14 protein-coding genes are annotated in these 12,891 nt (G+C 31.8%); 2 read left to right on the forward strand and 12 right to left on the reverse strand.

The genetic code is table 11. The features are described 5' to 3' along the window. Positions 1 to 306: 306 nt before the first annotated feature. From ACXAG7_RS06030 to ACXAG7_RS06065, 8 genes are all read right to left on the reverse strand, one after another. On the reverse strand, positions 307 to 1,644 hold the full coding sequence (locus tag ACXAG7_RS06030) for a TrkH family potassium uptake protein (protein WP_476666279.1): 1,338 nt from the start codon (positions 1,642 to 1,644) through the stop codon (positions 307 to 309). 691 nt (positions 1,645 to 2,335) lie between these two features. Then, entirely contained in the window at positions 2,336 to 2,767 is a 432-nt protein-coding gene (locus tag ACXAG7_RS06035; RefSeq protein WP_476666280.1) for a hypothetical protein, read from the reverse strand. Between the two features lie 664 nt (positions 2,768 to 3,431). Next, positions 3,432 to 4,034 (reverse strand): hypothetical protein, encoded by a 603-nt coding sequence (locus ACXAG7_RS06040; RefSeq protein WP_476666281.1) that lies wholly within the window; start codon positions 4,032 to 4,034, stop codon positions 3,432 to 3,434. Positions 4,035 to 4,520: 486 nt separating this feature from the next. Continuing rightward, positions 4,521 to 5,255, reverse strand: a complete 735-nt coding sequence (locus ACXAG7_RS06045) for an NAD-dependent epimerase/dehydratase family protein (protein ID WP_476666282.1) — start codon at positions 5,253 to 5,255, stop codon at positions 4,521 to 4,523. 794 nt (positions 5,256 to 6,049) lie between these two features. Further along, positions 6,050 to 6,196: a hypothetical protein gene (locus ACXAG7_RS06050; RefSeq protein WP_476666283.1), complete on the reverse strand. Its 147-nt coding sequence runs from the start codon at positions 6,194 to 6,196 to the stop codon at positions 6,050 to 6,052. Positions 6,197 to 6,514: 318 nt separating this feature from the next. Further along, a complete protein-coding gene (locus tag ACXAG7_RS06055) occupies positions 6,515 to 7,054 on the reverse strand; it encodes an SMI1/KNR4 family protein (RefSeq protein WP_476666284.1) in 540 nt (179 codons plus the stop codon). A 268-nt stretch (positions 7,055 to 7,322) separates the two neighbouring features. Beyond that, positions 7,323 to 7,964, reverse strand: coding sequence for a DUF4253 domain-containing protein (locus ACXAG7_RS06060; protein ID WP_476666285.1), 642 nt, complete (start codon positions 7,962 to 7,964; stop codon positions 7,323 to 7,325). Between the two features lie 178 nt (positions 7,965 to 8,142). After that, positions 8,143 to 8,421 carry a hypothetical protein gene (locus ACXAG7_RS06065; RefSeq protein WP_476666286.1) on the reverse strand — a complete coding sequence of 93 codons (279 nt, stop codon included), beginning with the start codon at positions 8,419 to 8,421 and terminating at the stop codon, positions 8,143 to 8,145. 193 nt (positions 8,422 to 8,614) lie between these two features. Here ACXAG7_RS06065 and ACXAG7_RS06070 point away from each other — a divergent pair, with 193 nt between their 5' ends. Further along, the gene (locus ACXAG7_RS06070) at positions 8,615 to 8,785 is read left to right on the forward strand and encodes a hypothetical protein (RefSeq protein WP_408043426.1); all 171 of its coding nucleotides are present in this window, start codon (positions 8,615 to 8,617) and stop codon (positions 8,783 to 8,785) included. A 245-nt stretch (positions 8,786 to 9,030) separates the two neighbouring features. On the opposite strand, the gene ACXAG7_RS06075 is transcribed toward ACXAG7_RS06070, so the two are convergent. Further along, entirely contained in the window at positions 9,031 to 9,363 is a 333-nt protein-coding gene (locus ACXAG7_RS06075) for a 5-carboxymethyl-2-hydroxymuconate Delta-isomerase (protein ID WP_476666287.1), read from the reverse strand. Positions 9,364 to 10,917: 1,554 nt separating this feature from the next. On the opposite strand from ACXAG7_RS06075, the gene ACXAG7_RS06080 reads away from it, so the two are divergent. Continuing rightward, a complete protein-coding gene (locus tag ACXAG7_RS06080) occupies positions 10,918 to 11,433 on the forward strand; it encodes a hypothetical protein (RefSeq protein ID WP_476666288.1) in 516 nt (171 codons plus the stop codon). 94 nt (positions 11,434 to 11,527) lie between these two features. Here the strand turns inward: ACXAG7_RS06080 and ACXAG7_RS06085 are convergent, their stop codons facing one another. From ACXAG7_RS06085 to ACXAG7_RS06095, 3 genes are read right to left on the reverse strand one after another with little or no spacing between them, the layout of a single operon-like run. Next, positions 11,528 to 12,157 (reverse strand): hypothetical protein, encoded by a 630-nt coding sequence (locus ACXAG7_RS06085; protein WP_476666289.1) that lies wholly within the window; start codon positions 12,155 to 12,157, stop codon positions 11,528 to 11,530. Beyond that, positions 12,157 to 12,570 carry a DUF5675 family protein gene (locus ACXAG7_RS06090; RefSeq protein ID WP_476666290.1) on the reverse strand — a complete coding sequence of 138 codons (414 nt, stop codon included), beginning with the start codon at positions 12,568 to 12,570 and terminating at the stop codon, positions 12,157 to 12,159. The genes ACXAG7_RS06085 and ACXAG7_RS06090 overlap by 1 nt, the downstream gene beginning before the upstream one ends. Then, positions 12,545 to 12,886, reverse strand: coding sequence for a hypothetical protein (locus ACXAG7_RS06095; protein ID WP_408044190.1), 342 nt, complete (start codon positions 12,884 to 12,886; stop codon positions 12,545 to 12,547). The genes ACXAG7_RS06090 and ACXAG7_RS06095 overlap by 26 nt, the downstream gene beginning before the upstream one ends. Between the last annotated feature and the right edge of the window lie 5 nt (positions 12,887 to 12,891).

Genomic DNA, 12,891 nt, shown 5'->3' on the forward strand with positions numbered 1-12,891 from the left:
ACCACACTATCCTGGATAATCATGTAAACAAGTTATCAAGAGCACGTTTAATGCTCGAAATTAGAGTGCACAAATAGGCAATCCATATTTCAAATTGGTCTTGGATACCCTTGTTCAGATTCTCCGAAACTAGGATAACAAAGATACCGCCATATAACTTTTCAGTTTACTGCCTCCGTACTTTTGGAGATTTAAACTACTCGTTACCAAACACATTACTACAGCCGCTTTTGGTTGCATACAACGAATACCTAATACAATCAGACTAGGCACAGCTCAGAATACAATTTTTAGAGCAAATTCCAATTAAACGGCTATATCTTCGGTTTCAATTTTATTATTAAGAACAGGGACTTTCGAAACTAAAGCGAGTCCAAAGGTCAACACTCCTAATCTACCTATAAACATTAAAAACGAAATGACAATTTTACTTACAGGGGTTAATTCAGGAGTAATTCCTGTCGACAGACCGACAGTACTCAACGCAGAACTACATTCAAAAACTATTTGTGCCAAACTAAAATTCGCTCCATCAAAAATCAAAACTATCCAAACCCCTAAGATAAGAATGACAGTATAAAAAATACTCGAAGCCACTGCTAAATATATTTTTGTATCTGGTATTTGTTTGGATAAAAAACGAATCCTTTTTTGTCTTTTTAAGATTGCAACCAGAACAGCATACAGCGCAGTAACTGATGTTGTTTTAATCCCGCCTCCTGTTCCCGCTGGCGATGCTCCGATTACCATTACAATTATCAAAATAAATACCGAAGTAGATTTTAAACTACTTAAATCATAAGTATTAAAACCAACCGTGGTATGAGCTGAAACCACTTGAAAAAAAGAAAGTTCTATTCCATCGGAACCTTGGGCGAAGAAATTCACATCGGATACAAACATCATCAATGTTGGAAAAATTATAAAAGTAATGGTCGCAACCAGGATGATTTTTGAGGTTAATGTCACCTTACTTCTTTTTCTCCACAATTTCAACCAAAAATCAGACAGTACTATAAATCCTATTGACCCGAATAATGACAAAACCACTATAGTATTCGTAATGAGACTATTTGTATTAAAATCAACCAGAGAATTGTTAAAAAGGCTAAAACCCGCAGTACAAAAAGCCGACACGCTATGAAAAACTGCATTCCACAAAGGATTTGCAACACCTGCATCTTTAAATCCAACATACAAAAATACAGCGCCGATTATCTCTATTAAAAGAGTAAAAACAAATACTGAATAAATAAAAGCTACTTGTGGGTACTTTTGAGGTAAACTGAACTCTAAATTTAATAACTTCTTTGAAATCAAAGGTAAGTAACTATGTTTTCTTAGTAAGATAAAGGAACAAAGTGCCATATAGCCAACACCTCCTAATTGAATAAAAAAGAGACTAATCAATTTTCCAATAAAGGAATAGGTTTCATTAAAGTTACCAGGGGCTAACCCAGTTGTACTTACTATTGAAACTGAAAAGAAAATATGGTCTATCAGAGAAACATCTTGCTGTCTTGAAAAAGGAAGCAATAATATAAAAAAGCACAATAGCGTCAATAAGAAATAACCACCTATCAAAAACAGCACGAATTTTTTTTCATTCCTTAATAAAGCTCTTATGTATGTAGATATTCTCATTTTTTTAGGGTATAATACAAAGATAAAAATACAGATGAAAGTACTCGAATTGTTTTAGGTATGGCTGAAAATTCCGCCAGGCGAAAAAATGCAGCGCTCAAACTCGGCAATATATTTTAGAGCTAACGAAAATTAAGATTTATTATAATCACAAAAGCTTTAAATAAAAACACCCTTCTTTTTCAATAAACAGCCTAGATTAACGTAAACTTTAGCCCCCCGGAAAAGGAGATTCCCTGCTCCAAATCTAGGGCAATATAACCAACTCATTACTACTCGTAAACCATGCTGTTATGTTTTCTAGTTTTCATGTAACGCACATTAAACTAGTATACTGCCCTCTGCACAGACCTCTGTCACTTGTCCAAACACCTATATCACATACAAGCAGTCCTCCTGTTTTTTTGTGTCAATGGAACATTAAGTACACAGCATTATAGGAATTAAGAAGTCAGAATAACGCATTTCTTCATACCTTAAAAATACGACGCACTAGTTTATAATAAACTAAAAACAATTGTAATTTTGAGAAAATTCTAAAATTAAACAGTTCTAAACCGGGCAAGCCTACAAACGTTGTGGAAATTTCCTTTTAACTAATAAAGATACTTAAACATGGAGGCCTATACGACATAGTAAGAATGGTAAAATCAGTAAGCAATATTTATATGCTTATGTGAGCACAATTACTTTAGTTTTCAACAAATTGAATTCTAATTCTCGATCTGTCTTCTATATGATACAGTTCCATTTCTTTTGTAATGTTTTTCACAATTTCATCAGGAGACACTCCCATACTTTTCGCGTAAAAATCATTTCCAGAAGTATAAAAATTCAAATAGTCGGTATCCTTCAATTTTTTAAAAGTATCCCAAGCTGCTATTGTCAGTGTTTTTTTGTTATTAAAGAAATGAAAGGCAAAAAATTCTCTTTCATCTTTCATATCAATTCCATATTGAGTAAACTCTTTTGCCGTACCAACTTGAAAAAGAATTTGGTCATCAATCCATAGATTAATAGCTATATACTTTATATTTCTTTTTCTAGAATCAATTATTCCATTTAAAATAAAATCTGATAAACTGTCTTTTTTAGTTATCAGCTTTCTTAGTATGCGTAACATTTCTGATTTTTGTGCTAGCTTGTTATATCCAATCAAATATAGAGGTAATCTGGCATCTATTAAAGATATTCAAACAAAACAGTTAGGTGCGTCCGAAAAATGTATCCTAACAAAATGATGTCAGATAACAATTCTGCTCTTGAAACATCGGAGAACCTACTCTTTTATCATGTCTTGTTTTTTCTATTTTAGCTAAAAAATTCCACTATGTTAATACTTGCTATAATTGCCCTAATTTTGACTGCTCTATGTATACGTCCAAATAGGAAATCTCATAAAACTGAATCAAATTATTTCAAGAGAAAATTCAAAAAGTAACTACTATTATTCAACTTTTTGATTAGTTATCCAATGCTATACATTGACATTCAAAACCAGTTAACACTGTCATAACTTTATTGCTTTACTTTAACATGAAGGCTTCACGTCCTTTTGGTTGGTTTTCGCTTCATCAGGATGCTACTATTTGTCTTATTGGATTGTGTATCGTACATCGCATGTATTACAATTTGAGCTAAAGTCATGAGGTTTTCACTAGTTCTCTTCATTGTAACTAATTTTTATATACTTAACTTATTAAATCTCGAACATAAAAAAACACCTCATCAGAGGTGTTTTATGGTAAGAAAATGTTGTTTTATTAACGTTATAACTCACCTAAATTTTAATGTAGATTAGGTTCTGTTGTAAAACGATTTTTTATAACACGCAGTATTACATAATAAGCATAGGCGAAGAGAATATAGATTAAAATTCTCAATGCTATATGTTTAAACATATAAAACGCTGTAAACTTATCTAAAACACTACTTTTATACTCAGGATCCAATGATTCCCAGTGCTTTCTACTGTCATAAGCTAAAAATCCACTATAACGTTCCCAAGTAAAGGCTAATAAGAACACCAAGATCAATCTCGGCAGTATGTTTCTTTTAATTTTGTTCAGGCGTAGTAATTGTGTCAGTACTACATGAATTAGAGGAATCATCCAATAACCTAACCAATGCTCCCCAAACAAATTATGAATTTCTTCAGCGCTATTTGGCAAGTCAGTTATTGTTAACAGTAAAATTGATTTTGTAATTAAGATTCCAACAAAAAAAAGTCCAGAATGAATCAAGAAATCCGTGCATACGTCATCAAATTGATGTCTACTCTTGTTTCTTATAAATATAGAAGCAAAAAAGAATATCACGGTGTAATAAAAATATGATAGAAAAATATCAGATTCAATTACTTTTAAAATGAGGTTTAAATTTTCAATCATCTACTGTATTTCATAGCGTTTTGTACAATTGTTGTTTAAGAAATACGTTACGAATTTCGTTTAAAAATTAGAGCTAGTAGTTACCTGGTGTGGATGTAACAACTTCAGATCTACTGACATTGTCGTTCTATATGGTTTCCCACTAACTTCTTACTCAGTCCCTATTCCATTTTTAAAAAGTTGAAACCAATTTTTAATATCCTTTACTCCACACAATTCACTTTTTTCAAAATCTCACCTGCAAATTCAATCGGTGTAATTCCTTTAGCCGTAACTAAATTATTGTCAGTTACGGCAAATTCATCTTTATAGTATTCCTTTCCATTATATTATTTGTAAAATATGTATTACTAATGACGACTTGCATAAGTAGTAGTAGTGGGTAGCGATTTCGGCTCATGAACTTTCTAGTTTTACACTAAATTTTGTTTTCTTCTTTTGCTTTATCACTAAAACCACTATTACTTACATCTATTGTGTTACTTGTTATTCTGCTTTTAATTTAAATAAATCAAAAGCATTTGCCTTAGGCTTATACCCCACTTTTTCAATCGTTTCAGTAATGTCTAATCTTTTATATCGATTATTGGAGATTGCATTTAGTATTTCGTATTTCAAGTTTTCTGTTTGAATACATTTATCCAACAATTGATTACAATCATCTGGATGCAAAAATGCGCTCAAATCTCTAGCATTCATTTCTGAAAAGTCACTTGGAAATTCATAGGCTCCAATCCTTAGGCATATTACAGAAATATTCTCTTGAAATGCATAGTAAGCTCCCAAAGCCTCACCGAAACATTTTGAAACTCCGTAGAAATTTTTCGGTCTCACTGGCATATTTTTATTAATCTGAATATCTTCTGAATATCCTTCTATCGTTTGAGCACTACTAGCAAAAATTACTCTCCTGCAATTTGCCAGGGTGGCGGCTTCAAATATGTTTTTTGAGCCAATCATATTTGCATTTAGTACCTCATCAAAACTAGAATCCGGACTGGCGATCCCTGCTAAATGTATGATAGTATCAATTCCAACACATAACGCCTTACATGCCTCTAAATCTGTCAAGTCTGCTTTTACGATTTTAACATTTTTAGGATAAACATCAGCTTTCAATACAATATCTGCAACCGTAATATCATACTTATCCCAAAAATTTTTGATGAAATATTGAGCGATTTTACCAAATCCTCCTGTAATTAATATTCTTTTTTTCATATGCTTGTCCTAATTGGTTACTAATTATCTGTATATAAAAAAATTACGTCAACAACTTCCTACCTAACTTAAAGAACGACCTAATTATAGGTCATAATCTTTCTAGCTAAATTAGAAAAAATAATATACAGTACAGTTTTTTAAACTTCCATTTACTTTAGCCCTGGACATAAAAAACACCTCTTCATAGATGTTTTTAGCAAGTTATTTATTCTAGTATTTAAGCTAATTAATCAGACGCAAAAACGAGATAAAATACATACAGAAAAAAAACTTATTTCCCCTATTTGAAACTATCCTTTTAACCATAGGTGGAAGCTCCGTCAATAATACTTTCCTTTCGTTGAAGTTTATCTCGTTGTTTTTTTGTCATGACTCTATAATCCATAGTAATTAACTTTTTAATAATAAAGAACCACATAAAAGGAATTATCCAAATCATAATAGAATTCAAGACCTTTTGACGTTTATCAAGTACTTTATTAGTATAAATAATTAGTTGGAATTTCAGTGTAAAAGACAGATAGATGAAAATAGCAATCGTAATTTTTGTCTTAGAGTTCACAGCAAAATATTAATTTTAAGAAGCTTATATATAAGGCTTTTCTTGTGTTCAAAATTTCTATCAAAAATAAACAATAATATATATTAATCTCACTTCATTGATGTCAATAACTTTTCAGTTTTTTGGATCTGAAAAACTTACAGGTATAAAATGTTTCTAATTGGTTTATCGATTTACTCGATAAGCCTTTTAATACTATCTCCATTTTAAGTTCATCCAACAGTGTAGTCTATTCTTTAGAGGAAATTGATTGGATATCTAAAATTTCTTTTGATGTTAGGCTACGAGACTTTAATTCTTCAATTAAACTTTCAGAAGATGCTTCGTGTAAATGTTCTTCTATATCAACATTTACATCTACTTCAATTTTTGCCATATTCTACTGTTTTTAGGTTTGATTATATTTGTGCATGTTTGATTATTTCCTTTATATATTTCTTTGTCTCTTAATACTTCGTGGTATAGGAAAATTCCTTTACGTAATAATATATGGTAGTGAAGAAGATGTAAAAAAATATGTTGATGATTGGGATGATGATTCAGGTGTCATTTAACTAATCTTATTTTATAATTCGTTTACTAAATCTTGGACATAAAAAAACACCTTAATTAAGGTGCTTTGTGGTAAGATGATATGTTTTACTAATGGTTAGTATATGGTGCGTATCCCGAAGGGTATGCACTATAAACCTTGTTAGCTTGCGTTTTCTTTTTCCTCTTTATCTAATTCAATAATCATATTGTCAAAATTGGAATACTTTGGTTCAAACTCATCAAAAACTTCGTGATCCCACAGAACAATAGGATAGTCGCCGTTTTGATTTTCAACAGTTGTATCAAAACACAATAATCCCCAATCACTCCAGTTTGCAAACGGTATTCTTCCTGTATCAATTAAAAACTCTCTTGGATATCCGTCAAATATCATTTCGGAAAGTGAAGCTCTCCAAATTCTGGCAGGATGCTCGCAAAATGAGCATTCTCCAATTTGAAGTTCATAGAAATGCTTATACTTTAGGAATTTCGTGTAAGATTCAGGTAGATTGTGACCAAGTCTCGATTCAAATTCTTTTATTTCCTCATCAGTGACTGTGCTCTGAATTGGATACCAAATTCTCCATTCTTCATTTTTATCTTGATTTGGGTCAGACATTTCCGATACTATCTGTTCTGGAAGTTTATTTAACTCAATTGATATAAGTTCGTCAAGATATTTGTCTATTATTTTTTCCATTTTATTCAATGCAAGCTAACTAGTGGATATGCGCAATTACTCATATTTCTCTTTCAAATATAATTATTTTCTTACCACAATTATGTCAAAGAACTTTTCCGTTTTTAAGGTAACGGAGAACCTACTCTTATTTTATAATTCGATTACTAAACTCTTGGACATAAAAAAACACCTTAATTAAGGTGCTTTGTGGTAAGATGATATGTTTTACTCACGTTTTGGCTAAGCTGCGTTTTAATGCAGTTTAGGTGTTGTTGTAGCCAGTATTTTAGTCCCACCACAACCAAATACCGTTCATTTCCTTAATCATAAGTTTTAAATTTTCTACTTCGCCAACACCTTGGTCAACAGAGTCAGGGCAGAATTCATAAACTTCGTTAGCAAAAGCGTCCAAATCATTTGGCAATTTTTTAAATTTCAGTTCAAGCCAATCTCTTCCGCAACCAATCAAAGTCAGTCCAAATTTATCATTCCATTCCGATATTTTTTTTACGATGTCCTCATTTTCGTAGTCGTGGTTAATTCCGTCAGTTCTTCTATATCGTAAAATATCAAGGTCATTTGTTCCTTTTATAACTCCTATACTTTTTGAATCTTCTTCTCCCGTAAAAGCAAAAATTAAATATCCTTTTGCTCTAAATTTTTCTTTTAATTTTTTAACAATCGAATTCGCTTTTTCTTCTGAAGTGTTTGAGTGAATTCCATTAAAAAATTCATCCAATACATCCGCTGTTTCTTGGTCAATTGCAGGCAACTGAATTAATTCATTTTTTGTTTCGTTTTTTAATTCATTCATAAGTTCGATATTGAAATCCAACTTATTCACTAATTCAGTTTCTTTCGGTGTTAAGTTTTTTGCTCCACACCCAAAGAATGATAAAATTCCCATAAGCATTAATATTTTTTTCATTCAGTTGAGTTTTTCTCGTATTGGCTACAACTTGTTTATATACGCATAAAATACATCGTTATACATCCAAATTGGTGTTTAAAAGATGTATTTAGGTGCTATTATACAAATATAAAAAACCTTACCACAATTATGTCAAAGAACTTTTCCGTTTTTTTAGGTATCGGAGAACCTACAATTAGTTTAATATTTGATTATCTAAAAAGTTCTCAAAATCATTACCAAATAAATGATAGATACTATCAAACTCCTTTGATTTTTCATTCCAAATAGAAGGACAACTTTGTGTTTCAGTATATAGACCATTGTCATACTCAAACTCTCCATCTATTAATTCAATTACATCACCAGCTTTCAGATTACCAAACCTTAAAGATTTAGTGTATTTGATGCCAATTTTAATTTTGGTACCAACTTCCAATTTTTCTTTTAATTGATCTATCGTTGTGTTTTTCATCTTAATTACTCTTTTGCTTTATTTTGTTTTTGCTAATTTTGAAACTCAAACAAACAATTCACTATGAAAAAAAATTTTAGGTTCTTAATGATGCTTTTATTATTAGTTTCTTTAATACTTGTTTTAACTTATTCTACTACATTTATCTTTTTAGCTTGCTCTATAGTAATAGCATTAGGAATGACATACATAAATGAAGAAAACTAAACCTACTGTTTTTAGGTTTGATTATTTACTTTATATATTTCTTGCTCTCTTAATACTTCGTGGTATAGGAAAATTCCTTTACGTAATAATATATGGTAGTGAAGAAGATGTAAAAAAATATGTTGATGATTGGGATGATGATTCAGGTGTCATTTAACTACAATTAAAATGACACAACCCAGTGCTGGTTAAACAAAATCTTAAACACAAAAAAACACCTTTATCAAGGTGCCTTGTGGTAAGTGCCATCTTACTTTTCTTTGACGACCAAAACATATCTTCTAACAGTCCGTTAAAAGGCAGGTTACTTGTCCCTTATGAAGAACTGACTTTCGCAATTCTAATGGAATTCAGAATCGATCGAATCCGTAGTAATTACAAATATATGGTATCACATCAGTTTTAGTTTTTAGAATAACTTTGTGTATGTAACTCTACAATTTCAACTGAGATATTTTCTATGTTATATTTTGATAGCACACATTTTAAGATCCTTTCACTCAAATCTTTTTTTTGAATGTCTGTTCTGCCCTCAAGTATTTTGACTGTTATATGAATAAAGGATTTTTCAACTCCACCAACCAAATAAACATCAATCGGTAATGCTCTTGTTTTAATTGTTTTTTTATCAAATAATCCAGAGTTTTCTATCTCTGTGTTTACTATCCTAACTGTGTCAAGAATCTCTTTTGCGTTTTCAATATCACTAGAATATTCAATTATACAGTGCGGCATATTATTTTCATTTAAATTTGTTGCTAATGTAATGTATCTGCACAAAGATATCTCCTAGCTCATACATGATCCCAGTTACCTACATCTTTTTAGTTTTTTAGGTATCGGGAAAAACTACAAACGTGCTTTATTTTATTTTTACTATTATTACCCCGAACACCACTATGAACAACTTTCTTTGGAATATATATGGTCGTCTCTTACCAATGGAAATTAGTTGTTTTCATTTTTATAATACCACAAAAACCTATCTCTTAATCTTATTCGCGTATCTTTGCTTTTATGGATAAGGAAATCAAAAAAATAATTGCAATTTCATTAGTATTAATACTAGTATCAATTGTGTTCACTGTTTCTGTGATCTTTTACTTGTTCCCCTTTTTTTGGTATCCCTAGTTAAGCTACCTATTTTTTTCGTTTTTATTAGTAAGCTCCTCCTGAAGAAACCAACATCAACAGTCTTCCTTTGTCACTCACCGAAAGCTAATTGCCACTCATCCAAATACTGATAAAACAACCGAACTGTCATCGTATCTTTGAAGTGTCAATGAAACATAAAGTAAACAGCGCCGAACAGATAAGCCGTCCCTAAAAAGAAACATTGAACCACAAAAAAAACCTTTATTCACAAGGAAAAATTTATTTAGTTGCCACCACAGTTGCCATTATTTAGATATTTGTACAATTTTTACGTAGTAATCATTTTCGAACAAAGAAAGTAAAATATTTTCATAGAAAGCTCTATCTACAACCTAAATGGTATTCATTAGGAATGAGTAGTAGTTTCGAACACCAGAAATTAAACCTTTTGGGTTAGAAATCATAGCTAGATTACTAAGAACTCTAGCAAGGTTCAATCCAAATCTCGCATAATTTTGCATCATGTACGCAAAATATTTTTCCATACTCATAAAAACTCAGGGTGTACCACATTTAGATGGTGACCAATGGCGAAGACTCCAAAATATCGGCGCTGTAGAGTATCATATTCAAAGAATAAATGATATGGGGGTGAAACACTCTCTATTCAAAGAGGTCATGAAAGAACAGTCCAAACTAGATAGACTAACGAAGAAACTCCCTCCGGAAGAATTAATACGTGAGATGATCGAGCTTTCTAGATAAAAATTTCATAAAAATAATGAATTGACCAAAAGGTATTTTAAAGAAAGTACTATTGATAGCATAAAGCGACTCCTTTAAATAGCTGGTAAAGTTTCTTGATAGTATTATAATCCGAAAATAGAAAAGTACCCGTTTTTAATTAAAAAAGTACATTTTTTTGAAAAAAAATAGTTGTTGTATAGTTTTTCTAATTGGCATAATCACATGTTTATAATGACATTTAAACACTGTTTAAAGAATTGTTAAGACTCAGGGATAACCCTGAGTTTTTTTATGGTAAAAGTAGGTGTATTCAAATCCGAAATGTATTCTTAAATTTGAATATCAGTGATTTGAGTCAAGATATTTTATTTATAAGATTACGTAATCACGTAATAATCTATAAAAAGTTGTTCCTATCATTGTAAAAATTAGCCAAAACAAAATATTATGAAAAAATTATTTTTATGTCTCGCAATTGTATTTTTCGCTAGTTGTTCGGATAATGATCAAGTTAAAGACAATTTAGACTTGAGTAATTTAGATTTATCCGAGGTCAACTTTGGATTCGACAAAGACATCGTAGTGGATTTAAATGTAAACGATAGCGATGCAATTGCAAAGCTAAGTAATCAACTAATCGATGAAGCTGACCAACTGATCGATAACAACCCAAAAAAGGTTGTTGTTTTCAATCTTACTTTGGATAACACTACCAAAAAAGTCACAATTTCAGATGTTACGACACATGACTTTACAAAAGTGAAACGTGGTGATCCGATTGAAGATTTGATCGGTTCTTGTCCTGATGGATGGACTCATGAAGGGAACTGTAGCAGTGCGAGTTGTGTAAAACAGAAAGTTGCAGCGGTATTGTTAAAAGTCAAAGGGTCTGGAGATTGTCAAAGAGTCGAGGTCTCGAGAGGAATGTTTAGTGCAACCGTATGCTCACAAAGTTGTGATTAATCATAAAAAGAACTTATTTATATGTAAAAAGAGGGGTATATCCCTCTTTTTTTTGAATACAATTAACCTTAATATGAATAGTCTGAGTAGAAAGTCAGAACAACCGCTTCTTGAACCCTATCGATGCTCTTTTTTGAGTATCGAAACCAAGTTCTATAATATCGCCTTGTTTGTTTTGAACTCCTACGTTTACTTCAAACGAGGCCTTATCAAATTGTGTTGACGTGGTGACTTTACCCCCTAAGAATACACCAAACTTTGGAGTTACCGTTTTTGTAACTGTCTTCTTATAAAACGAGACCTTTCTGGGTGCCAGAACATAGTTGAATTTAATTTGCTCAAGAGAACCTTTTGTTTCTGCTTTCACAGTCGCCGTAAGAACGGAATCTTTAAAAATCTCTTCATACTTACGAATTTTAGAAGCGAATAGTAACTCTCGTAATATTGTAACACTATCGGCTTTTTCACCATACTTTTTTTCAAGTTCTTTAATAATCTCTTTGTACTTCTCATCATTTGAGATAACCTTGTATTGAGTTATTACTTTTTCTCTAGGTTCATGAATAGTAAAACTATTCTGAGCCCCTGGTAATTCTTTATAGACAATAATGCTGTCGACTCTAACTTTTGCAGACTTGCCAGAAAAAGAGTTTCCCCCTCCTCCGAAAAAAATCAGAAGGAGGAGAAAAACTATTACCCCGATATAAATTAAATCCTTATTCATTACTGATCAATTATCATTAACTCAAATTCAACCGGTGCAACCTCTAATAACTGCTTCATGGCATTCTTACTGTTAATAACATCACGATAACCATCTTTATCAATATCCTTGAATCCCGTTCCGAGCAATATACATCCTCGGGTATCTCGATAAAAATTACCAAAGTGTATCAAAATGTAATCTCTTCCCTCGACTCCTAATAAAATATAGTGCTCACCATACTTCCTAGAAGTTCTTCGTTTACACAGGTATTTTCCAGCATTAATCCTACTAATAGAACGGGCATTCCCCCTATCTGGAAGTTCTAGTGTTTTCAAAGACAAAACTACCTCCCCATCATTAATAAACACAACCTCACCTAAGGTTTGCTTCTCTTCTTCTTTTAACCTACTCAGTGTCGCTATCATCATCATTCAATTCTTTTCTTTGTTTCTCGGTTTTGAGCTCCTCCTGCTCGACTTGCTCTTGCCCTTTTTGAACGGCTTGAATATTAAGCCTATGCTGTTTCCATTCCTTGCTTACAGCTCCTAGAACTCTCACCACTCCATAAATAGAGCCAATGACCACCGTAACTTTACTTGGAGGTTTGCTAAGCAAGGAATGAAAGAAATCTTCACTTGTAAAACTACCCTCAAGCAATACAAGGGAGCTCAACCCGAAGGAATAGCCAAAGACCCAATTCAAAACTATTATGGCTTTGTCGGTAACTATCGTTAATATCGATGTCATAATTT

The organism is Tenacibaculum sp. AWR4_210 (assembly GCF_056160945.1).

Excerpts from the sequence above, each read along its gene's own strand:
- ACXAG7_RS06075 (WP_476666287.1), bottom strand. The coding sequence starts at position 9,363 with ATGCCGCACTGTATAATTGAATATTCTAGTGATATTGAAAACGCAAAA.
- ACXAG7_RS06085 (WP_476666289.1), bottom strand. The coding sequence starts at position 12,157 with ATGAATAAGGATTTAATTTATATCGGGGTAATAGTTTTTCTCCTCCTT.
- ACXAG7_RS06070 (WP_408043426.1), top strand. The coding sequence starts at position 8,615 with ATGAAGAAAACTAAACCTACTGTTTTTAGGTTTGATTATTTACTTTAT.
- ACXAG7_RS06040 (WP_476666281.1), bottom strand. The coding sequence starts at position 4,034 with ATGATTGAAAATTTAAACCTCATTTTAAAAGTAATTGAATCTGATATT.
- ACXAG7_RS06035 (WP_476666280.1), bottom strand. The coding sequence starts at position 2,767 with ATGTTACGCATACTAAGAAAGCTGATAACTAAAAAAGACAGTTTATCA.
- ACXAG7_RS06095 (WP_408044190.1), bottom strand. The coding sequence starts at position 12,886 with ATGACATCGATATTAACGATAGTTACCGACAAAGCCATAATAGTTTTG.
- ACXAG7_RS06050 (WP_476666283.1), bottom strand. The coding sequence starts at position 6,196 with ATGGCAAAAATTGAAGTAGATGTAAATGTTGATATAGAAGAACATTTA.
- ACXAG7_RS06080 (WP_476666288.1), top strand. The coding sequence starts at position 10,918 with ATGAAAAAATTATTTTTATGTCTCGCAATTGTATTTTTCGCTAGTTGT.
- ACXAG7_RS06045 (WP_476666282.1), bottom strand. The coding sequence starts at position 5,255 with ATGAAAAAAAGAATATTAATTACAGGAGGATTTGGTAAAATCGCTCAA.
- ACXAG7_RS06060 (WP_476666285.1), bottom strand. The coding sequence starts at position 7,964 with ATGAAAAAAATATTAATGCTTATGGGAATTTTATCATTCTTTGGGTGT.
- ACXAG7_RS06055 (WP_476666284.1), bottom strand. The coding sequence starts at position 7,054 with ATGGAAAAAATAATAGACAAATATCTTGACGAACTTATATCAATTGAG.
- ACXAG7_RS06030 (WP_476666279.1), bottom strand. The coding sequence starts at position 1,644 with ATGAGAATATCTACATACATAAGAGCTTTATTAAGGAATGAAAAAAAA.
- ACXAG7_RS06065 (WP_476666286.1), bottom strand. The coding sequence starts at position 8,421 with ATGAAAAACACAACGATAGATCAATTAAAAGAAAAATTGGAAGTTGGT.
- ACXAG7_RS06090 (WP_476666290.1), bottom strand. The coding sequence starts at position 12,570 with ATGATGATGATAGCGACACTGAGTAGGTTAAAAGAAGAAGAGAAGCAA.